The organism is Candidatus Thermokryptus mobilis (assembly GCF_900070205.1).
Lineage (GTDB): Bacteria > Bacteroidota > Ignavibacteria > Kryptoniales > Kryptoniaceae > Kryptonium > Kryptonium mobile.
Genome location: NZ_FAOO01000002.1, coordinates 160,491 through 183,335, shown reverse-complemented (window position 1 = coordinate 183,335; position 22,845 = coordinate 160,491). Strand labels below are relative to the sequence as shown.

Below are 22,845 nucleotides of genomic sequence, written 5' to 3'. Positions count from 1 at the left end.
TCTATTTTTTTGCTTTCACGAGAAGTCCAGTCCCGCTCTTATTTTCAACCCTTCCATCAAGCCACATAAGCAAGAATCCCGGCATCAAAACGAAAAGATAATAGAGTGGAAGTAGAACCACGAAAATGAAGCTTTTCCCAAGCAGAAGGATTGGAAACTTGATCATTAATTTCCAAGATAAACTTCCAAATTTGCCGTAGGTATATTTAAAGGTGATATCCTCAAAGCCAGCTTCTTCAAGTTTTGATTTTATTTCATCTTGGCTATATCCGTGTCTTATGTGTTCTTCAATGAAACTTGTGTCCTCGTCCGAGTGCACATCCGAGCCACCAAGAGTTGATGGGGTGCTTATTATCAAAAGTCCATCTTTTTTTAACGCTCTGTAAAAATTTTTCAAGACCTTAGCATCGTTTTCAATATGCTCTAAGACATCAACCGCAAGTATGAGATCAAAGTTCTCTTCATAGTTTAAGTTTTGAAGATCGGCTATGTCAAATTTTAAGTTCTCAATCCTTTCTTCCCGTGCAAATTTTTCGCTCTCCTTGATTCTTTCTTCGTTTATGTCAACGCCGATAACATTTGAGTTTTTAAATTTTTTCGCAATGAAGTAAGAATACTGTCCAAATCCACATCCAGCGTCAAGCACATTGATTTGTCCATCTCTTGATTTAAAAAAGTTTTTTATCTCTTTCCTCACATGCCAAGTCCTTAAAAGAATAAGGTTTAAGCCCACGTAAAATAACTTCCTCAAAAAATTCCTACCCTTTATCAAATGATCAATTTTTGATTTTATCTTCTCGTATTTCATCCTTGCTTCCTCAAGATTATTCTAAATGTTGAACCTTTCCCGATTTTACTTTCCTTTAGGAAAAGTTTTCCGTTGTGGTAGACCTCAATTATTCTCTTTGATAAGCTAAGTCCAAGTCCCCAACCGCGTTTTTTCGTTGTGTAGCCGGGTCTAAAGATGTCCTTCCTGTATTTCATATTTATCCCCTTGCCGGTATCCGAAACATCAATCAAGACGAGATTCTTTTTCTCCTGGATTTTAAATTCAATTTTCCCCTCGCTGTTTTCAATGGCGTCAAGCGCATTTTTTAGGAGATTTTCTATTACCCACTCAAAAAGCTCTCTATTTACGAACGCCTTTGCAGAGGTATCACCTTTGACTGATATCATTATCTTTTTCCCAGTTTGAGGGATTCTTTTTTCAAAATATCTGATGACTGAATTTATTATATCAGCAATTTTTTCCTCAACGAACTCCGGTTTTGAACCGATTTTTGAGAATCTTTGCGTTATCTTGTTAAGTTTTTCAAGGTCGTTTTCAATTTCGTGGATCACATCTGCTACATCCTCTCCGTTATCAATCTTTGTCCTCAAAATTTCAAGCCAACCATATATGCTTGAAAGAGGTGTCCCAAGCTGATGAGCGGTTTCACGAGCAAGCCCAACCCATATATTGCTCTGTTCGGTTTTCTTGATGTAACTAAAGCTTAAGTATCCTATCAAGATGAAGAGCCCAGCGGTTATAAAGATTATGTATGGCAAAATTTTTAGTTGTTCAACAAGTTTTGAATTCCCGTAAAAAACATAGTTCAAAACCAAAGTATCCCCGTAGGATATTTTTATCGGCTCAAATGTCTTCGCCATTTTCTCAATCTCTTGGCGTAATATCTTGTCTCTCTCTGCGGTTAAAAGTGTCGTGTCAATTTCAACATTTCTGTAAAAGAGAGGATTTTTTTCCCGATCCGTTACGATCACAGGGAAATCAATAGCGAGAATTATTTGGTCAAAGATAAAAGTATACTCCGATGTCCCAGGGGAAGTTGCTATATATTCAATTGACTTTGCATAAAGGTTTGCTATCTGTCTTTCCCTTCTTTCAAGGTTTTTGACGATTATATTCGTGTAATATAAAATTGAAAGCGCTATCGTTACCCCGAACAAAATCAACGCCCTTTTTATATTTACCGCCTTTGTCATTTCAAAATCGTTTGTTTTCTATCTGCCCCGATGGATATTATTGAAATTTCAATTCCTGTGAAAAACTCTATCGCTTCAACGAACTCTTTCGCCTCGGCTGGCAATTCCGAATAGGAGCTGATATTTGAGAGGTCTTTTTTCCAACCTCTCAGTGTTTCATATATCGGTGTGACCTTTGAGAGAGCTTCGGGGTTTGTAGGAAAGTTTTTCAATTTCTTCCCGTTGATTTCGTAAGAGACGCAGATTTTAATCTCGTCAAGCTCACTTAGGACATCAATTTTTGTCAAGGCGAGTTTATCAATGCCGTTTATCATGATTGAGTATTTTAAACTTACAATATCAAGCCATCCGCACCTTCTCGGTCTTCCTGTTGTTGCGCCGAATTCAAAACCTTTTTCTCTTATGTGATCGCCGATTTCATCCTTCAATTCCGTCGGGAATGGTCCTTCGCCAACCCGTGTTGTATATGCTTTTATAACTCCTATAACTCCGTTAATTTTCGTCGGCGGAATTCCGGAACCAGTTGAAGCACCGCCAGCTGTTGGGTTTGAAGATGTGACAAAGGGATATGTCCCGTGATCAATGTCAAGAAGAGCACCTTGAGCCCCTTCAAGTAAAATTTTCTTTTTCCCTTTTATAGCGTTGTTTAAATATAACGCTGTATCGGTGACGAACTCGTCAATTTTCTTGTCAAATTCAATGTATTCGTCAATAATTTTTTCAACATCAAGCTTTGTTGTGCCGTAAATTTTCTCAAGGATTTCGTTCTTAGCTTCAATGTTTTTCCTTAGCTTTCTGCACAAGATTTCCCTGTCAAGAAGATCAACGACTTTTATACCAACCCTTGCATATTTATCAACATAAGCAGGACCTATCCCTCTTCCGGTTGTTCCGATTTTGTCTTCTCCTTGATCGTAAATTTTATCAAGAAGCTTATGATAAGGCATTATCAGATGGGCGTTGTGACTTATTAGAAGACGTCCTTTTATATCAACGCCAGCTGACTTGACCATTTCTATTTCATCCATTAAAGCGATTGGGTCAATCACAACCCCGTTACCGATCACACAGGTTACATTTTGATGGAAAATTCCCGATGGGAGCAAATGTAGGATGTATGTTTTTCCATCAAATGAAACGGTATGCCCGGCGTTTGATCCGCCTTGATATCTTACGACTATATCTGCGTTTTCACTCAGAAGGTCAACTATTTTCCCTTTTCCTTCATCTCCCCACTGGGCGCCGAGGATGACCCAAACGGCGCCGTCAGGGATTTTAAATGACATTTTTCAGAGATTATCTTTTCTTTGAGCGTTTATTGAAACTTTCAACTGCCTCATCGACAGAGCTATAACTCTCAAAAACTTTTATCAATCTCGTGATCATAAGTAACGATTCAATTTTCTCAGTTGGGTTTGCGATTTTCAAATCACCGCCGGCATTTCTCATAGTGGTAAGACCGCTTATCAAGGTCCCAAGCCCAGCGCTGTTTATGAACTTCACACTCTTAAGATCAACTACAACTTTATTCTTCCCCTCATCAATGATTTTATGGAGGAGGTCTCTAAATTTTTGAGAGTCGGGTCCACCCATCATATTGCCTTTAACTTCAATCACAACTACATCGTTAAATTCTTTCGTTTTAAGTCGCATGAAATTTCCTTTTTTATTTAGCTGATACGGGTTGTTTCTTTAGAAGTTTCTCTTTTTCTGCTTTCCTTTGCCTTGCCAAAGTGAAGTCAACTACTATTGCGCTTGCGATGTAAATTGACGAATATGTTCCGGTTATCATACCGATTGTCAACGCGAATGCAAAACCGCGGGTGACCTCACTCCCAACAAAGAGCAAAATTAAAAGCACAACTATTACAGTTCCAGATGTGATGATCGTCCTGCTCAATGTCTCATTTATGCTTTTGTTCACGATGGATATAAAATCAAGCGCCTTGTGGAGCTTGAGGTTTTCCCTTATCCTGTCAAAGACGACAACTGTGTCGTTGACCGATAGACCGACAAGTGTCAAAAAAGCAGCAAGGAGCGATTGATTCATCTCAATGTTGAGGTATGAAACAGTGCTGAAAATTGAGCAAAAGCCAAGCGTTACGAGAACATCGTGAAACAAAGCTGCAACAGCACCAAGTCCATAAATCGGCTTGAACCTCAACCCAATGTAAATAAGCATTGCTATCAATGAGAACAAGACTGTATAAAAAGCTTTTCTTCTAAGTTCTGCCCCAATCCTTGGTCCAACTTTTTCCTCATTCAAAATTGTTATCTTATTGTCCGGGAAATTTGATTGTAGGGCTGATAAAATCATCTCGCCCATTTTTGTACCTTCGGCTTGCTCAGATGTTCGGATGAGTATCTCGTTATGCGTTCCATAGATTTTTATTTCACTTTTAGCAAGTCCTACTTGTGCAATTGCGCTTCGCACATCTCCAATTGCTACCGGTTTTTCAAAGCGAACTATGACCTCAGTCCCGCCAAGGAAATCAATCCCAAGTGGAATTCCCCGAAAAATTATAGAGATTAAGCCAACAAGTATAACAATTAGTGAAACTAAATACCAAATTTTTCTTTTCTCAATGAACTTTATGTTTGTTTTCCCTATAAATCTCATCTTTCAATCTCTCTTAAAATTGTTTTTAATTTAACCGAATTTTACCACGGTTGGATATTTATCTGCCACAATATCGTAAATAACCTTCGTTATAAAAACGGCGCTGAAAAGGTTTGCGATAATTCCAATCATCAATGTCAAAGCAAACCCTTGGATAGGTCCTGAACCAAAGTTGTAAAGTATAAGCGCTGTTAAGAAGGTGGTCACATTTGAGTCAAAAATTGCACTAAATGCTTTTGAATATCCCTCATCAATTGCTGATCTAAGAGTTCTACCTATGGCAAGCTCCTCTCGGATTCTTTCGTAGATCAAGACATTTGCATCAACCGCAACTCCTATCGTTAGGATTATTCCGGCAATTCCTGGAAGCGTCAAAGTCGCGTTAAATCCAGCAAGGACAGCAAGTATGAAGGCAATGTTTAAGACAAGCGCAAGGTCTGCAACAATTCCGCCAGTTAAATAATATACGATCATAAACAGCGCTATAATGATAAACGCAAGGTAGGCTGACTTTAGACCCTTTTGAATTGAATCCTCACCAAGGGATGGTCCGACGTTTCTCTCTTCAATTATTTCAAGTGGTGCGGGCAAAGCTCCAGCTTTAAGGACGACTTCAAGAAGTCGTGCTTCTTCAGGTGAATCAAGCCCTTCAATTTGTGAGCTCCCACCTACGATTTTGGTTCTGACCACAGGCCATGAATATGCGGTCCCATCAAGGATTATGGCTATGTGTTTGTTTATATTCGCCCCAGTAATTCTAGCCCATTCGCGAGCCCCTTCACTGTTCATCCTCATTATCACAATTGGAGAATTGTTGTCGGGATCAATCGTAGCTCTTGCTTCTGTTATAACTTTTCCTGTTATCTCGGGATCTTTCTTTACAGCGAGGAGATTATAGTATTGATTTCCATCCTGGGCTGTGAATGGTTTCGCTGACCAAACGAATTCAAAATCAGGCGGGATTAAATTTTTAACATCTGGACGGGATAAAATAAAATCAACCATCTTTTTATCCCTTGCCATCACAAATCCAATCCCGGTCCCTTCATCAACCCTGACATATGCGAAAAATGGATGTTCCTTTTTGAATTTTTCAAACTCGCTTAAACCAGCGCTTGTATCAGCTCCAAGCTCCTCAGCTATTGTCTTAGTCGTGTCCTGCTTTTGTGTTACAACATTAGTTGTGTCAACTGTATCCGCAACACCTTTGCCAGCGAGATAATTGTCAATTGATTGCATCACCTTAATAGCGATGTCAGCTGGTTTTAAAAGTTTGAATTCAAGAACAGCGGTGCTTTGCAAAAGCTGTCTTACCTCTTCGCGATTTTTTACGCCCGGGAGCTCAACAACGATTCTGTTGTTACCCTGTTTTTGAATTGACGGTTCAGCTACGCCGTATTTATCAACCCTGTTTCTTATTACTTCAAGTGCTCTATCAATTGCGTCCTCAGCTTGTTCTTCAAGTTCAGATATTATCTCCGCATCACTTTGCCTTATGTCCCCGTAATATCTGCTTAACCTTATTCCCCTTTCTTGAAACTTTCTTAATAAAATTGATGTCACTGGTTCCTGCGAGGTCAAAGCTTCCTTTTTAACCTCAGCGAGTATTTGCCTAAATGTTTCATCCTTGTTCTTGGCGAGATTGTCAAGCATTTTAACTATATCAACTTCAAGGGAGACATACATGCCACCCTGAAGGTCAAGACCAAGTTTTATCCTTTTTTGTCTCACCTTTTGAATATCGTCAAGATTCTCCTGAACAAATTTCAAGCTGTCTTCTCCCCGCAACTGGGATAATTTTTTCTGATAGTTTATGTCCTTATAGGTTGGATAAAGATACCAAAGCGTCCCAGCAATTGAAATTAAAATCAAAATAATCTTCCATCTGTTCTTCTTCACTTTTTCATCACCTAGTTAATTTTTGTTTCCGATTTGAAGTTAAATTTAAAATTTGAAATTTAAAAATCAATCCTCCTCATCCTCGCTTATGACACTCGCAACCGATGCGATCGTGTCACCGTGGTTTAATTTTATAAGTTTCACACCTTGTGCTTGTCTACTCATTATCTTTATATCTTTAATGTGTTGCCTTATAAGGTAACCTTTTGTCGTCACAATCATTACATCATCATTGTCAAGGACCTCTTTTATAGCCACCATGTCCCCGGTTTTGTCATTAACCTTTACAGTTATTATCCCTTTCCCACCCCTATGGGTGACTCTGTAATCATTAAGTTCACTTCTTTTACCGAAACCTTTTTCGGTGACAACAAGAATTGTCGTCCCAGCTCTTTTAACAGCTATCATTCCGATCACTTCATCATCTTTTTCAAGTTTAATTCCTCTCACGCCCGCAGCTTGTCTCCCCATCGGTCTTATATCCTTTTCGTTAAACCTTATCGCTATTCCCTTCCTTGTTCCTATTATCAAATCCTGTCCACCGTCGGTAAGACGAGCATCAACGAGCCGATCGCCACGATTTAGATTTATAGCTATCAGCCCTGTCTTCCTAGTCGTGGCAAACTCCATAAGTGGAACTTTTTTAACCAGTCCCGTCTTTGTGACCATCGTGACAAAGAGATTCTCATTGAATTCTTTAACCGCAACAAAAGCTGTGACCTTTTCATCGGGTTCTTTCCTTATCAAGTGTGAAATTGAACGACCCCTTGAAGCTCTGCTTCCCTCTGGAATTTCGTGAACTTTAAGTGAATATGCTCTTCCTTTGTCAGTGAAGAAAATTATGTAATGATGAGTTGAAGCAACAAACATATGCTCAATGAAGTCATCATCTTTAGTTACAGCTGCTGTTATTCCCTTTCCACCTCTGTTTTGTCTCCTATAACCGCTCACTGGATAACGCTTTATGAAACCATTATGAGTTATCGTTATGACGACATCTTCCTCAGCTATCAAATCCTCAACGCTAAAGTCCTCCTCGCCCTCTATTATCAAAGTTCTCCTTTCATCCCCATATTTCTCCTTCAACTTCAACAGCTCTTCGTGTATCAACTCTTTCTGCAACTCCTTGCTTCTTAAAATGCTTTTCAATTTCTCAATCAATTTGATCATCTCTTTATATTCACTTTCAACTTTGCTTCTTTCAAGTCCCGTCAAACGCTGTAATCTCATATCAAGTATCGCCTTAGCTTGAATCTCCGAAAGTTTAAATTTTTTCATAAGATTTACCTTTGCCGTCTCCGGGTCTTTTGACTTCTTTATAAGTTCAACTATTTCATCTATGTTGTCAAGGGCTATCTTAAGACCCTCAAGTATATGTGCTCTTTTTTCCGCATCATCAAGCTCAAACTTCGTCCTTCTTACAATCACATTCAATCTGAAGTTTATGAACTCATTCATCATCTCCTTCAAGTTTAAAATCTTAGGCACACCATTGACAAGCGCAAGCATTATGACTCCAAAGGTCGTTTGCAAATTAGTATGCTTGTAAAGATTGTTAAGGACGACTTCCGGTTGAGCATCCCTTCTCAGTTCAATCACAATTCTCATCCCGTCTTTATCTGATTCATCCCTTATGTCTGATATGTCCTCTATTTTCCTTTCTTGAACAAGCTCGGCTATCTTCTCAATCAAAGACGCTTTATTTACTTGATACGGGATCTCGGTTATTACAATCCTTGAACGTCCCTTGTAATTTTCAATGCTCGCCTTCGCACGGACAATTATCCTACCTTTCCCGGTTGTGTAAGCCTCTTTTATACCTGACAAGCCAACTATTATACCACCTGTTGGGAAATCCGGTCCTTTGATATATCTCATCAGTTTCTCAACTGGAAGGTCAGGATTTTTCAAAAGTGCTATAAGCCCATCAACTATTTCGTTTAAGTTATGAGGAGGTATATTCGTTGCCATTCCAACAGCTATTCCACTTGAGCCATTGACAAGGAGATTTGGTAAAATTGTCGGGAGGACTTCGGGTTCTTTCAGAGTTTCATCAAAATTTGGTCTGAAATCAACCGTATTTTTCTCAATATCTTGAAGCATCTCTTCGGCTATGGCTGATAATCTCGCCTCGGTGTATCTCATAGCAGCTGGTGAATCACCATCAACTGAGCCAAAGTTTCCTTGACCATCAACAAGGGGATAACGCATTGTGAAATCCTGTGCAAGACGAACAAGCGTGTCATATACAGCTGCATCACCATGTGGGTGATATTTACCAAGTGTTTCTCCAACTATCCTTGCGCACTTTTTGTAAGGTCTATTGTGTAAAAGACCGAGCTCATACATAGTGTAAAGAACTCGCCTTTGAACGGGCTTTAAACCATCGCGGACATCGGGTAAAGCCCGCGATACGATAACCGACATAGCATAATCAAGATATGAATACTTTATCTCCTCCTCAATCTCAACTGGCTGGATTTTCTCTTGAATCGTCGCCATCAGCTTCTAAAATTTTTGTTTTAAATGTCAAGGTTTCTGACAAACTTCGCGTTCTTCTCAATAAACTTTTTCCTCGGTTCAACATCGCTTCCCATAAGGATTGAGAATATTCTATCCGCTTCGGCTGCGTTTTCAATTGTAACCTGAAGCAATGTCCTTTTCTCTGGGTCCATCGTTGTCTCCCAAAGCTGTTCGGGGTTCATCTCACCAAGACCTTTGAATCTTGTTACAGTTATTTCACCTTGCTCTTTCTCCTGTTTCAATCGTTCAATTATTTGCTCCCTCTCCTCATCACTATACGCATAAAACTCAAGTTTACCTTTCTTTACCTTGTAAAGGGGAGGCTGAGCTATGTAAACTCTGCCAGCTTCAATCAATCCCCTCATATAACGATAAAAGAATGTCAAAAGAAGCGTCCTTATATGGCTTCCATCAACATCAGCATCGCACATTAAAATTATCTTCCCATATCTTACTTTATTCGGGTCAAAATCGTCTTCGCCTATTCCGGTGCCAAGAGCTTGGACAATCGCTCTTATCTCCTGGTTTTCAAGTATCTTGTGAAGTCGTGCTTTCTCAACATTTAAAATTTTACCTTTTATCGGTAAAATCGCTTGGAATTGTCTATCTCTCGCTTGCTTTGCACTACCACCAGCTGAGTCGCCCTCAACGATGAAAATTTCTGTCAATTCAGGGTCATTTATTGAGCAATCGGCAAGTTTTCCGGGCAAACCGCTTGAGTCAAGAGCGTTTTTTCGTCTAACAAGTTCCCTCGCCTTACGAGCTGCTTCCCTTGCCTCAGCTGCCCTTATACATTTTTCAAGGATTTTCCTCGCCGTTGTCGGATTATGTTCAAGATATTCCATCAAACCATCAGCTACTATTGACTCAACTATACTTTTTACTTCGCTATTTCCAAGTTTTGTTTTCGTCTGACCCTCAAATTGTGGTTCGGGAACTTTAACGCTTATAATAGCGGTCAATCCTTCTCTGAAGTCATCACCTATAAGCTCAACCTTTGACTTCAAAAGATTATTCTTTTGAGCGTATGTGTTTAATGTCCTTGTCAATGCTGCCTTGAAACCGCTGACATGGGTTCCGCCTTCAATTGTGTTTATATCATTCACATAGGATAAAATTGTGTCCATATACTCGTCTGTGTATTGAATGCCGACATCAACATAAACGCCTTCCCTTTCACCAGTTATATAAATCACATCCGAGTGAAGTGGCTTCTTCGTTGAATTAACATACTTGACAAATTCAACAATTCCACCTGTATAATGGAAAACTTCCTTTTGCCCGGTTCTTTTATCTTCAAGGGTTATCGTAACATCAGGATTTAGAAATGCAAGCTCTCTCATCCTTTCAGAAAGACGCTCAAAATCAAATTTCGTATTCTTAAAAATCAATTTATCTGGCAAGAAAGTTACCTTTGTTCCTCTTTTATCCGTTGTCCCGACAACCTCAACGGGAGTAACTGGGACACCACGCTCATATTTTTGTCTATAAATTTTCCCATCTCTATATACCTCAGCGACAAGCCATTCCGAAAGGGCATTTACAACTGACACACCAACGCCGTGCAATCCGCCAGAGACCTTATAAACTCTTTTATCAAATTTTCCACCGGCGTGTAAAACCGTCATCACAATTTCAAGTGCTGACTTCTTTTCCTCAGGGTGAATATCAACGGGTATTCCGCGCCCATCGTCGGTTACGCTAACCGAGCCATCTTTATTTATAACAACTTCAATGTTTTTACAGAAACCAGCAAGTGCTTCGTCAATGCTGTTGTCAACGACCTCATAAACAAGGTGATGCAATCCTCTCACGCCAACATCTCCTATATACATCGCTGGTCTTTTTCTTACTGCTTCAAGACCTTTTAAAACATGGATCGCTTCAGCTGTATATTCACTGCCATCTCCATTTGAAGGTTTCTTGCTCTCATACTTCAATTTCATTGAATTATCCTTTGGTTTTATTTTTTCCTTTTTGTCCTTTGCCTTCGTCTTTGGCATTTCTTTCACTTTCAAACTTTGTTTTTAAAATTTTGACCGACATCAATGAAAACAATTTCTTTTATCGCATTGGATTTGAGATGATCGTTGATCTTTTTGATAATTTCTCTTCTGAGCATAAAAAGGTGATGTTTCCAGGATGGATTTTCAACCTTAACATATAGAACACCATTTTCAACTCTTTCCGCAAATGATACGCGCGCAATGTAAGGACCTACAACTTCGCCCCAACAGCTTAACGCCATCTCCTCCTTAACCTTGTGCTCAATTCCAAGCTCTTTTAAAAGCTCAATCAGCACTTCACCAAGCAATGTCGGTCCTTTTTTACGCATCTTGAACTGTTCCCGAACTTACTATGAATTTTTTAAATTTAATCCTTTCTGTAAACATCGGCACAAAATTTAAATCTGTTGATGTTAAAAACGATTGTCCGACATTTCCAACAATTGAAATTAACTTTTGTGCCCTTACAATGTCAAACTCACCAAAGACATCATCAAGAAGTAAAATCGGCGTTTCGGATTTCTTTTCCTTCAAATAAAAAAATTTAGCTACTGCAAGCGAGACAAGAAACGACTTCGCTTGTCCTTGTGAGGCGAAACGTCTTAGCTCATGCCCGTTTATTTTAAAAATAAACTCATCCCTTTGCGGACCAACGAGCGTCATCCCTCGCTTTATCTCTTCTTGCCTCAATTTGAGAAGCATATCTTTGAAGAACTCTCTTATCATATCAAAATTATCATCAAAATTTGCTTCTACTTTGCTTGTGTATTCAATCTCAGGATTTTCGTTCGTCTCAAATTTAGAATATGCCTCTTTGAAAAAAGAAATAAACTCTTTCAAAAATTTCAATCGCCTGAAAGTTATCTTTGCGCACTGATTAATAAAGCTTTCGTCCCACACCTCAAGCAAGTCAATCCCCTGTTCAAATTTAATTTCTCCTGCTGAAATAGCGTTTAAAATTTTATTCCTCTGCTTCAGAATTTTTTTATGCTCAAGGAGTTCGTCAATATATGCGGGATTTGACTGGGCAATGGTCAGGTCAAAAAACTTTCTTCTATCATCCGGGGAGCCAAGAACTATTTCTTTGCTTTTCGGTGCAAGTATTACAACTGGAAATTTATTTATTATGATTGAAAATTTTTCAATGTTCTCTTTATTTAGGAAAACTTTTTTGCCTCGCCCGGGTTCAAAAAATACCCTTATGATTGTTTCGTGCCCACCTTGAAGTTCAAACAAACCCGTCACTTCAAAAAAATTTGAATTAAAATTCAAAACATACGAATCGGAATTCGCATTGAAACTTCTTGTCAAACACAAGTATGATATTGCCTCAAGTATGCTTGTTTTCCCCTGGGCATTACCGCCAACGAATAGGTTCAGGTTTTCAGAGAACTCAATTTTTGTGTGAATGTGATTTCTAAAGTTTTTAATCTCTATTGTCCTCAAAATCATAATTTTCAAGCGTTTAATCTCATCGGCATAACTAACATCAAGATTTCTTTATCGGCGCTTTGCTCATGTGGTTGAACTATTGCAGCTTTGGTGGGACTGCCAAATTTAAAAAGCACATTTTCAGAGTCAAGATGGCTTAAGATATCTATTATAAATTTCGCATTGAAAGCAATTTCCATCGGCTCGCCGTTATAAGTGCAGTTTAAGACCTCTTTGGCTGAACCACCAAAGTCAATATCCTCCGCTGAAATTTCCAGATACCCAGCAGGGTCAAGGGCAAATCTTATTTGATTTGTCGTTGAGTTTGCGAAAATTGAGACCCTCTTCACAGTTGAAAGGAAGATATCACGCTCAACTACCAATTCTTTGTTGTTTTCATACGGGATTACACTTTCATAGTTTGGATATTTTTCGTCAATCAAGCGTGAGACGATTGAGATATTTTCAGTTGAGAATTGGATATGTTTTTCGTTGATAGCGATGTTTATGTTTTCTTCATCTTCAATTGATTTGTTAATTATTTGAAGTGTTTTCGCCGGGACTATAACCCCTGGGGTATCTTCTCCCTCAAAGTCTATTCCTTTCTTTGCGATTTTGACAAGGCGATATCCATCGGTGGCGACCGCTATAAATTCATTTCTCTTGAACTGGAAAAAGACACCCATTGTAGCAGGTCTTATTTCCTCTTTTGATGTAGCAAAGACAGTGTTTTCAATTATATCTTTCAGTGTTTCACCATAAATTTGAGCCCTAAAAGCTGCCGTCTCGGCTATGTCTTCAGGTATTGTCGGGAAAGCTTCAGCACTTGAGCTTGGTATTTTATATTCTCCACCTTTGTTCGTAGTTATTAAAACTCTGTCCGAGTCAAGGGATTCAATTTTTAAAAGTAATCCTTCGGGAAGCGCTTTAATTATGCTTGTAAGCTTGTCCTCCGGGATTGCCACGGCGCCATCTTCCTCACCCTCAATCGGGTTTAAAGTCACCTTAACCGAAATTTCAAGGTCTGTTGCAGATAAACTCAATGTGTTCCCGTTTACCTCAAATAAAATATCTTGAAGTATCGGCAAGGTTGTTTTTGATGGGACGACAGCGCTTACCTTGGTTAAAACATCCTTTAACCTGTCGCTTGAAATTGAAAATCGCATCTCTTACCTCCAAAATTTTTGTAGTTTAACTGAACTAATTTAGCAAAATATACGATAAAATTCAAGTAGAAATTTCAAAGTTTCTTTGCTTTTTTATTGAAAATCAATAAGAAAAATTGCGTTTGAAAATTTCGTTCCAAGTCCAAGTTACACTGGTCACAGAAATTTTCGGGTTTATTTTGCATTTTAAATTTGCAAGGGTTATATTATTTAGCCCGCTTTTGATTCCCTTTTATAACCCTTGCGCTTTTGTGATTTATTAAAAACAAAAGGAGATTTATTTTTATGCATAAACAATATCGTAAATTTAACAAGGATGCGGGTCATAAGATCATCGTTTTGCTTTTTAGCATGGCGATGATTTTAAGTTGCGCTGGGAATACCAATGTCTCGGATAGAGGAGTTAATGTAATTGTCACATCTGAAAAAGCGTCTGAAGAACCCCTGGGGGACCAAAGCTTAGAACCATCGTTATGGGGGACGGGGAACATAAACCAGATAAGGGAATATCTCCCATTGATAAAAAGGTATTCAAAAATTTACGGTTTTGATTGGCGTTTAATCTTGGCTGTCATTCAACAGGAATCAAACTTTGACCATAACGCAGTTAGCCCAAAGGGAGCTTATGGATTACTCCAGCTGATGCCTGAGACAGGGGAAGAAATCGTTTCAGCGGTTTCGCATATTTATGACTATAAAACACCTGAACAAAACATCGTTGCCGGGATGCATTACCTTTGGACGCAATTTAATAGATTTTATTCCCGGGGCATGGATTCACTTGAATGCTTAAAGCTTGCACTTGCTGCTTATAATGCTGGTCCGGGACGGGTGCTTGATGCTCAGCATCTTGCGCTCTATTTAGGCAGAAACCCAAACGAGTGGGAATCGGTGAAGTTGGCGTTATCTCTACTTTCACCAGAATATTACACGCTTCATAGATATGTTTGGGAGACAGGTAGACCAAGAAGTGGCTATTTCAAAAATTACAAGGAAACGATAAATTATGTTGAGAAAATTTTGAGGTATTACGAGAAGTATAAGAGGTTGTTAAAGTAAAATTAAAGGGCGGTTTTTCAACCGCCCTTTTTAAGTTAAAATCCTTTTTCTTTAAGTCGCTCTTTTATTATTTGAATTGCTGATTCTTCGGAAATTTTTAAACGTGACCTTGCCATTTTAATCGCCTCTTCAAGTGAAGCAACCTTTCCCGTAAGGTAAAGCCATATATGATATCCAAGGCGGTTTAAGTCGTTGGGTTCTTCGGCGGGAATTCCTTCAACCACTGAATAAGCAATTTTTTCGGGGCTATCAGCTGGGAATTCTTTCACAGGTGATGGGGCTTTTGTTGTCATTGTGCGTTTGCATTTTTGTTTTTGCTAAATTTTACGAGTTTTAAGCGAGATTTTCAAATTTTTGTTTTGCATTTCACTTTCAAATTGTATATTTTTAAAAACAAAAAATAAAATTTCGCAACTTTATGCTCAAACCGAGAAAGAAGATAAAAAAGCGAGAACTTAAAGAGGACAAGCTTGTTCTCACCTATTACAAAGCGCGGGAATTTGTTGAAAAAAACAGGAAAATTTTAAGCTATGTGTTAACTGGGCTTATAATTGTTGTTGCTGGCGTGATAATCTATCGGAATAATTTGAAGGCGGAGAATGAAAGGGCGGAGGTTTTGTTTGCAAAAATTATGGGCTATTATGATAGTGGAGATTATAAAACAGCCATTGACGGCATTCCGCAGAGGAATATCCAAGGATTGAAATATATAGTTGAAAATTATGGCGGGACAAAGGCGGGAGAAATAGCAACTTATTATCTTGCGAATGCTTATTTTATGATTGGCGATTATGACAATGCTTTGAAGTACTTCAAAAAATATGATGGGGATGATAAACTTTTACTTGCTTCGGCTCTTGCTGGAATTGCATCAGTTTATGAGGTAAAGGGCGATTACAAAAAGGCGGGCGAATATTTTGAAAGAGCAGCACAGAGGTTTAAGGAAAATATCCTTGTCCCAGAATATCTTTATAATTCGGCAAGGAATTATAAACTTGCCGGTGAAAGAGAAAAAGCGTTGCGACTTTTTGAAAGGATAAAAAAAGATTATCCGAATTTCCAAAAGATTCGCGATGTTGAAATTTACATTGCAAGTTTGAAATCCGATTAAAAATTAAAAATTTGAAGCCATGGGCGGTTTAATTGAAAATATTTTTTTCTTCCTTCATCTTTTATCCGCGATGCTTATCTCTGTTGCTGTTTTCGGGCTTCCAATAGTTGAGTTGGCAATAAAACAATCGCAAAGAGAGATCGCCTTATCTTTGCATAGATTGACCATTGATTTTTCAAGGTTAGCACGCATTGGCGGTTTTCTTGCGCTGTTGACGGGAATTTATAATTGGGTTCATATCGGTGGTTTTCCGGGGTGGTTACTTGTTAAGTTGATTTTGTTCGTTTGGTTCATTATCTCGGGAATTTTTGTTGGGGTGAAGTATGTCTCAAAGAGGGGTGAAATTTTAAGCGTTGGAGACCCTGACGAGGGAAAGCTTGGGAAATTGAACGACGCTATAAGGAGATACGCCTATATCAATCTGCTTGTTTTTCTTTTGATCGTTTTCTTAGCGGTTTTCAAACTATTTTAAGATGCAACAAAATGTGACATCACCGGGTTGTAAAAATTTCAAAGAAAGTTATAGTAAGGATTGATTTTGTTGAATTTTCAGTGAGTTTTGAGGATGTGATTTGTGGCATAGAATTTATTGAATATGTTGGAGAACACTTGACTTTTAGGAAATATAGAGTTATCTTTCGTGTAGAAGCATCGTTCTTTAATTAAAGCTAAAAAATTAAACAGGAGGTAATTAATATGGGTCAGCAGCAACTTTTGCTCATTGTTCTTGGCGTCATCATAGTTGGTATTGCAATTGCGGTTGGTATTTCAATGTTCAAGAGCAGTGCGGTTGACGCCAACAGGAGCGCCGTTGCAAGTGACCTTGCAAATCTTGCATCAAAGGCGCAGAGATATTACAGGACACCAATTGAACTTGGTGGCGGTGGAAATAGCTTTGCAAACTTTGCTCTTAGTCCGCTTGATACAGGAAACGCGAATGGAAGCTATAGGGTTGAGATACTCACTGGTGATCAAAAGGTTGTAATTCATGCGTTAGGCAAGGAAAGAATTGGGAATAATTATGTTGCAGCTATTGATTGCGTGACCGCTGATGCCAGTAGGATTTACCAAGGAGTAGCGACTGGTTTGCAGACGACGGATGCGGATAAAGGTTATGGCACTTTGCAAGGGTGGACTCCTCAATAATAGTTAATTTTGGGGCGTTTTTGGCGCCCCTTTTTAAAATTATTTTCTGGGGAGGTGGTTTTACTTGCCTGACTATAGATTTGAAGGGATAACATTAACGGGGCGCCCTGTTCAAGGTATTATAACTGCCGATAATTTTTCTGAAGCGAAGAAGAAAATCAAACTTCTCGCCGAGCAGAGGAAGATCAAGATAACGAAGATTCAGAAACGTAGGACTTTTATTTACAAGGTTCAGCGTGATAGTGAGAAGCCGATAACAGGTGAGCAGAAGGCGTTCACGAAAGAAGAGGTTAAACAAGCACTTGAGAAGCTTGGTTATAAGGTTGTAAGCATCCAGCCGAAAGTTCTTGATTTTAAGTTTAAACCGCCTGAGACGGAAATTATAACATTTGTTCGTGTAAGTTCGGATATGTTGCGTGAGAAGTTGCCTTATAACGAGGTGCTTCAGCTTTTGATAAATGATGTTCAACATCCGACTTTAAGAGAGGCGTTGAAGGAGATTAATAACGATTTAAGGCAGGGGAAGGATAGCGAGGAGGCGTTTATAAAGCAGGAGAAAGTGCTTGGTAAATTTACGGCACGGATGCTTGGGCTTGCTTCAAAGAGCGGTAATATGGCTGATATTTATGAAAGCACGGCAAAGTTTCTTGAGAGAAATGCTGAGTTTAAGAAAAATCTCAAAAGTGCTCTCATAATGCCGATCTTTACGCTTATAGCTTTGATAGGTGCTGTCATTTTTTATGTGGCTTATATTTTTCCTGAGACGGCTGAACTTTTCCTCAAACTCGGGGTTGAACTTCCGCCGATGACAGCTGCGACTTTAAAGTTAAGTTATTTCCTGATTAACAATATGACTTTTATCTTGCTGGTTGCAGGAGTTATCATTTTTGCTTTTATCTATTTTCTGCGTACTCCTAAGGGGCAGTTTTTGCGTGACAAGTATATAATAAAAATTCCAGTTCTTGGTCCTTTAATTCACAAAACGACTATAGAAATTTTTTGCAGGGTTTTCTACGCTTTATATTCTGGTTCGGGTGAGAACATAGATGCTATAAGGTTAGCAGCTGAGGCGTGTGGGAATAAATATATGGAGCATCAGATAAAGACAATAGCGATACCGATGATGTTAAGTCAAGGTAAAGGGCTTGTTGAGGCGTTTGAAGCTACTGGTGTTTTTACCAAGACGGCGCTTGCAAGATTTCACTCAGGTGCTGAGACAGGAACGGTCAAGCAAACCGCACTTCAAATAGCAAATTATTATGAAAAAGAGACGGTTTATAAGCTCAAAAATGCTGTTGATTTCATTCAGCTTGGGATAGCGATGATAATAATGATCGTTATGACGCTTTTGACGCTTGTTTCAAGTGAGACGGCGATGGTCAAGCCGAAGACACCATATTCAATAATTTTGCCCTTTTTAAATTTAAATTTTTAAAGGTGATGCGAAATGACAGTTGGCGTTGATATAACGGATAAGCTTGGGTATACGCTTTTAAAGAAGGGGATAATTGATTATGAGACGCTTGAAAGAGCTTTGAAAATTAAGGAACAAGAGGACTCAAAGACGAGGCGGAGTTTGGCTCAGATACTTGTAACTGATTTTAACATTGACCATGATGCTGTTTTTAAAGAGGTGGCGAATCTTTATGGGTTTAGGGAAATTTATCTTGCCGACGAAAACATTGATAAGAGTAGGATTGATTTCATAAAGAGACTTGTTGAACCGTTGCCTCAGGCGTTGAAGGAGCAGTTAAAAGCTGAAAAGATCTTACCCCTAAAGTATGATGAACAAAAAACGGACAAGTTGATTTTGATTGCAGCTGATCCTACAAGTAGGAGTATTCCTCTTATTGCGAGGGCGCTTGGGGTGAAAAGGTATGAGGTTTGTTATGTAAGATTAAAGGATATGCAAAGTTTGTTTGAGAAGGTTTTCCCACCTGAGAATGAGTTTTTAAAGGTTCTTGAAGAATCAAAGATAGAGATAACAGAGGATGAACTTGAAGAGGAGACGCTTGATGAGGCAGCTATTGAGGCGGAAATAAACAAAAGCATGCTTGTAAACCTTGTTGAGGGGATGCTTGTTGAGGCGGTGAGAAAGGGAGCAAGTGATATTCATATAATCCCGAAGGATTCAAAGACAACTGAAATTCATTTTAGAATAGATGGGAAGCTTCGTCTCTGGCATGTTCAGGAAGGTATAAGGCCTGAAGCGATAGCTGCGGTTGTCAAAGACAGGTCAAAAAATGTTGACAGGTTTGAGAGGGAAATGGCACAAGATGGTTTTATACAGAGGAAAGTAGATGGGCATATGATAAGATATAGAGTTTCAGTTTTACCTATAGTTGGGAAGGAGTTCCAGTATAAGTTTGAAAGCATAGTGATAAGGGTTCTTGATGATAGAAAGGTTATAACTGACCTTGACAAGTTAGGGTTTCAGGGTAAAGCGAAGGAATTTTTCATCAAGGCGATCTCAAAGCCACAGGGAATGGTTATAGTTACTGGACCGACGGGAAGTGGTAAATCAACGACTTTGATGGCTGCTCTTCATTACATAATAAAACCGGAAATAAATGTTCTTACAGTTGAAGACCCTGTTGAATATATAATCCCCGGAGCAAGGCAGTTGAAAATCGGTCCGAAGATGAATTTTGAACAAGCTTTAAGGGCGATTTTAAGGCATGACCCGGATGTTGTGATGGTTGGTGAGATAAGGGACAAGGAGACGGCAGAGATTGCGATTAAACTTGCGAACACTGGGCACTTGACATTTTCAACACTTCACACGAATGACGCTCCAAGTGCGATATCGCGACTTTACAAGATGGGGATAGAGACATTCTTGATTGCTTATGCGATTAATATCATCATCGCTCAAAGGTTGATAAGAAAACTTTGCGATAAATGCAAACGACCAATAGAGGACCTTGATCCATCAATACCTTTGAGCTTGGGTTTCACGGAAGAGGAAATAAAGAACACTGTGTTTTATGAAGCGGTTGGTTGTGATAACTGCCACGGTGGATATAAAGGAAGGATTGCAATTCATGAAGCGCTTTATTTTACGAAGGAGATAAGGAGGTTGATTTTCAAAACGGGTAAGGATATAGATGAGGAAGCCATACGTGAGCAAGCAATAAAGGATGGGATGTTAACTTTGAGAGCAGCTGGTAGGGAAAGGATAAAGCAAGGGCTTACAACCCTTGAAGAAGTTGCACATGCAACAACAGAGGATTAAATGCTATGACTCAAACTTTGATAACAATTTTGGCTTTAGCTTTGCTTACGCTTGCGGTTTTGAACATAAACCGTGGGATCTCAAGTCATGATATATCGCTTGCGCAAAATAGGTATAGGCTTGAGGCGCTTTCAATTGCAACATCATATATAGAACAGGCATCACAATATTATTTTGATGAGGCGGTTGCAGATTCAAACAACACTGAGAAAACCAACCCGAGCACCTTCTCATCAACGCTTGGGCTTGACCCAGATGATACAACGATGACAGGGCTAATTGAGATAGATGATTTTGATGATTATAACGGGATTGTTAAAGTTGATACTGGGAAAAGCAGTGTGGTTTATAGAGTAAGTTTCAAGGTTGAATATGTTGACCTTGTAGGTGATAAAGTTGTGCCTGTCTCAAATAAGACATTCCACAAGCGTATGACTGTTATAGTTACGGACGCATATGACCCGCCATTGATTTATAAAGATACAGCGACCGGCAGGGTAAGGGATACGGTGAAGATAAGTTTTGTGTATAGCTATTGGTTTTACAATTAACGAAATAATTATTATGACAACTTTCCTTGACTACATAACGGCAATGATAGTTGGTGGAGCGATTTTGCTTATTACAATAACTGTGACCGACTCTGGGACGAGAGATTTTTTCAATTACAATGCTGATGCGATCTCTCAGATAAATCTTGCGAATATGTCGGGAATAATTGAATATGACCTCAGAAAGATGGGGTATGGAGTTCCTGAGGGTGAGCAGGTTATATTTACAGCTTTACCTAATCGTTTGAAGTTTATCGCCCATCTTAATAGGGAATTTGACTACTTTGGGCATGTCATACCTCATAGAGATAATATTGCTGACACAATTGAATATATTATCACGCCAGCTGAGGTGATTGATTACGGCGATACGAGCATAACAATGTATAAAGTCACACGACGACTTAAGATAACCGGAGAAGGTGAAAGAGTTTCTGATATCGGGAGGATAGGTAATGGTCGGGTCTTCAGATACCTTGATCAGATTGGAAATCCAGTTGACCCAGGTACGGAACTCATTGCTTCAAAGATGGTTGAGGTCACATTGACAGCATTTAATCCAAGGGTTGTCCTTTCGCCAGAGCTTGTGAAGAGAGATATGGCAAACATACAAGATGTTGAGTATAGAAAGAAAGAGTTAAGAAGGTTACTCAGAACATCGTTTTGGAGGCAAACGCGACTTGTCTCAAAGAATTTAAGAAGGTAAAAATTAGAGGTTGTTCTATGTTTGGGAAATCATCTCTTTTGATTTTGATCGGTTTTATAACTGCTTTTTCTATTTATCAATTGAGAATGGCGCGAGCAGTTATGTCCGCTTCGGATAGCTTTAACTATTACTATGCTAAAACATTGGTTCACGAGACAGCTGTAAGTGCTATGAACATTGGTGTGAACAAGGTTTGGAAAGATACGGTGACGAATACAACTTTCAATGTCGTTATGAACAACTGCACCGCTGTTGTTAGAGTTTTCCCGGTTGTTCCTGATTCAATTGTTAAGTTAAGTGTTAAGGCTTGGGGATATGCTTTCGTTGATACATATTATGCCAAGTATAAAAGACCGTATAGATTGGAGGATTCAGCTTTCGCATATTTTCAATATTCAAGCGGTCCTGTAACGCCTGCGTCAAAATATTTCTGGTTTACTGGGACTGAATTTTTCAATGGTGCACCTGTCTATTGGATAAATGGTGATACCGTTTGGGGTCCTGTTCATACGAATTCAACGCTTCATACTTATGGGACGCCTGTTTTTTATGATAAAGTTACAGCTTATTCTGGAATTAACCCGGCTCCGACATCTTCAAGAAATAAGGCAAAGTTTTACGGGGGTTGGGAAGTTGGCATAAGGGCTGAAATACCTGTTGATATGACAAGGACAAAAACAGCAGCGATAAATGGGGGCGGGGTGTATGACCCAAGCTCTGCTGGCGCAGTTGGGGTTTACTTCAAATTTTTACCGAATGGTAAGGTTATAAGACGATATGTCCAAAGCTATCAGAATCAAACGATAGGAAGCGGTTCATATGGAAGGACACGCAAGGTTCCGCAATTTACATCTGCCGGTCCAGAAACATTAAATGTTAATAACATCAGTTCAACTGGTGTCGTATGGGTGAAAGGTGATGTTGTGGTTGAAGGGACAATAGATGGTCAGCTTACAATTCTTGCGGATAGAGACATAAGAATATGGGATGATTTAAAATATGCACAGGATCCAAATGTCAACCCGAATTCTGATGATTTTCTTGGGCTTATTTCAAATGGTGGGAATGTGATAGTTGCGGATAGTGATCCGAATCAAAATGATGTTGTAATTCAAGCTGCTATACTTGCATGGGATGGTGGTTCAAGCGACAAGGTTTTCATTGCTGAGAATTGGGATAAAAGACCTCCGTCAGGAGCGATTTATTTAACGGGGAGTATAGTTCAAGAGCAAAGAGGACCCGTTGGACATTTCTCGGGAGCAAGTGGTATAATTCAAAATGGCTTTAGCAAAAGGTATAGATACGACCCGCGCTTTAGGACGAAGGCACCGCCTTTTTATCCACTTGTAAGTTACCCTGATATAAGGCAGTTGAGGTTAATTTCATGGTGGGAATAAAAATTAAGAAGA

Annotated in this window: 21 protein-coding genes; 9 read left to right on the top strand and 12 right to left on the bottom strand. The window is 39.1% G+C overall.

Features of this window, described 5'->3' with window-relative positions; genetic code table 11:
- Position 1: 1 nt before the first annotated feature.
- From FKZ43_RS02015 to dnaN, 11 genes are all read right to left on the bottom strand, one after another.
- Entirely contained in the window at positions 2-808 is an 807-nt protein-coding gene (locus tag FKZ43_RS02015; protein ID WP_140944207.1) for a class I SAM-dependent methyltransferase, read from the bottom strand.
- A complete protein-coding gene (locus tag FKZ43_RS02010; protein ID WP_140944206.1) occupies positions 805-1,983 on the bottom strand; it encodes a sensor histidine kinase in 1,179 nt (392 codons plus the stop codon). The genes FKZ43_RS02015 and FKZ43_RS02010 overlap by 4 nt, the downstream gene beginning before the upstream one ends.
- Complete coding sequence (locus tag FKZ43_RS02005) at positions 1,980-3,269, bottom strand: adenylosuccinate synthase (protein WP_140944205.1); 1,290 nt, start codon at positions 3,267-3,269, stop codon at positions 1,980-1,982. Before FKZ43_RS02005 ends, FKZ43_RS02010 begins: the two co-directional genes overlap by 4 nt.
- 10 nt (positions 3,270-3,279) lie before the next feature.
- Complete coding sequence (locus FKZ43_RS02000; RefSeq protein WP_140944204.1) at positions 3,280-3,636, bottom strand: STAS domain-containing protein; 357 nt, start codon at positions 3,634-3,636, stop codon at positions 3,280-3,282.
- A gap of 13 nt (positions 3,637-3,649) precedes the next feature.
- Complete coding sequence (gene secF, locus FKZ43_RS01995; RefSeq protein WP_140944203.1) at positions 3,650-4,603, bottom strand: protein translocase subunit SecF; 954 nt, start codon at positions 4,601-4,603, stop codon at positions 3,650-3,652.
- Between the two features lie 30 nt (positions 4,604-4,633).
- On the bottom strand, positions 4,634-6,502 hold the full coding sequence (gene secD, locus FKZ43_RS01990) for a protein translocase subunit SecD (protein WP_140944202.1): 1,869 nt from the start codon (positions 6,500-6,502) through the stop codon (positions 4,634-4,636).
- 66 nt (positions 6,503-6,568) lie between these two features.
- On the bottom strand, positions 6,569-9,004 hold the full coding sequence (gene gyrA / locus FKZ43_RS01985; RefSeq protein ID WP_140944201.1) for a DNA gyrase subunit A: 2,436 nt from the start codon (positions 9,002-9,004) through the stop codon (positions 6,569-6,571).
- Between the two features lie 20 nt (positions 9,005-9,024).
- Positions 9,025-10,971: a DNA topoisomerase (ATP-hydrolyzing) subunit B gene (gene gyrB, locus FKZ43_RS01980; RefSeq protein WP_140944247.1), complete on the bottom strand. Its 1,947-nt coding sequence runs from the start codon at positions 10,969-10,971 to the stop codon at positions 9,025-9,027.
- Positions 10,972-11,039: 68 nt separating this feature from the next.
- Positions 11,040-11,360 carry a DciA family protein gene (locus FKZ43_RS01975; protein ID WP_140944200.1) on the bottom strand — a complete coding sequence of 107 codons (321 nt, stop codon included), beginning with the start codon at positions 11,358-11,360 and terminating at the stop codon, positions 11,040-11,042.
- On the bottom strand, positions 11,353-12,483 hold the full coding sequence (recF, locus tag FKZ43_RS01970) for a DNA replication/repair protein RecF (protein WP_140944199.1): 1,131 nt from the start codon (positions 12,481-12,483) through the stop codon (positions 11,353-11,355). Before recF ends, FKZ43_RS01975 begins: the two co-directional genes overlap by 8 nt.
- Positions 12,484-12,488: 5 nt before the next feature.
- Entirely contained in the window at positions 12,489-13,628 is a 1,140-nt protein-coding gene (dnaN, locus tag FKZ43_RS01965; RefSeq protein WP_140944198.1) for a DNA polymerase III subunit beta, read from the bottom strand.
- A gap of 285 nt (positions 13,629-13,913) precedes the next feature.
- On the opposite strand from dnaN, the gene FKZ43_RS01960 reads away from it, so the two are divergent.
- Positions 13,914-14,687: a transglycosylase SLT domain-containing protein gene (locus FKZ43_RS01960; protein ID WP_140944197.1), complete on the top strand. Its 774-nt coding sequence runs from the start codon at positions 13,914-13,916 to the stop codon at positions 14,685-14,687.
- Between the two features lie 35 nt (positions 14,688-14,722).
- On the opposite strand, the gene FKZ43_RS01955 is transcribed toward FKZ43_RS01960, so the two are convergent.
- Positions 14,723-14,980: a hypothetical protein gene (locus FKZ43_RS01955; RefSeq protein WP_140944196.1), complete on the bottom strand. Its 258-nt coding sequence runs from the start codon at positions 14,978-14,980 to the stop codon at positions 14,723-14,725.
- Positions 14,981-15,105: 125 nt separating this feature from the next.
- On the opposite strand from FKZ43_RS01955, the gene FKZ43_RS01950 reads away from it, so the two are divergent.
- The 8 genes from FKZ43_RS01950 (at position 15,106) to FKZ43_RS01915 (ending at position 22,833) form a co-directional block, all read left to right on the top strand.
- Positions 15,106-15,798, top strand: a complete 693-nt coding sequence (locus FKZ43_RS01950) for a tetratricopeptide repeat protein (RefSeq protein ID WP_140944195.1) — start codon at positions 15,106-15,108, stop codon at positions 15,796-15,798.
- Positions 15,799-15,817: 19 nt separating this feature from the next.
- Positions 15,818-16,270 carry a hypothetical protein gene (locus FKZ43_RS01945; protein ID WP_140944194.1) on the top strand — a complete coding sequence of 151 codons (453 nt, stop codon included), beginning with the start codon at positions 15,818-15,820 and terminating at the stop codon, positions 16,268-16,270.
- A gap of 224 nt (positions 16,271-16,494) precedes the next feature.
- A complete protein-coding gene (locus FKZ43_RS01940; RefSeq protein ID WP_140944193.1) occupies positions 16,495-16,944 on the top strand; it encodes a type IV pilin protein in 450 nt (149 codons plus the stop codon).
- 64 nt (positions 16,945-17,008) lie between these two features.
- Complete coding sequence (locus FKZ43_RS01935) at positions 17,009-18,379, top strand: type II secretion system F family protein (RefSeq protein WP_140944192.1); 1,371 nt, start codon at positions 17,009-17,011, stop codon at positions 18,377-18,379.
- Between the two features lie 12 nt (positions 18,380-18,391).
- Positions 18,392-20,179, top strand: a complete 1,788-nt coding sequence (locus FKZ43_RS01930; protein WP_140944191.1) for a GspE/PulE family protein — start codon at positions 18,392-18,394, stop codon at positions 20,177-20,179.
- Positions 20,180-20,184: 5 nt separating this feature from the next.
- Entirely contained in the window at positions 20,185-20,730 is a 546-nt protein-coding gene (locus tag FKZ43_RS01925; RefSeq protein WP_140944190.1) for a hypothetical protein, read from the top strand.
- A gap of 13 nt (positions 20,731-20,743) precedes the next feature.
- Complete coding sequence (locus tag FKZ43_RS01920; protein ID WP_140944189.1) at positions 20,744-21,436, top strand: hypothetical protein; 693 nt, start codon at positions 20,744-20,746, stop codon at positions 21,434-21,436.
- A 17-nt stretch (positions 21,437-21,453) separates the two neighbouring features.
- Positions 21,454-22,833, top strand: a complete 1,380-nt coding sequence (locus FKZ43_RS01915; protein WP_140944188.1) for a hypothetical protein — start codon at positions 21,454-21,456, stop codon at positions 22,831-22,833.
- The last annotated feature ends 12 nt before the right edge of the window (positions 22,834-22,845 follow it).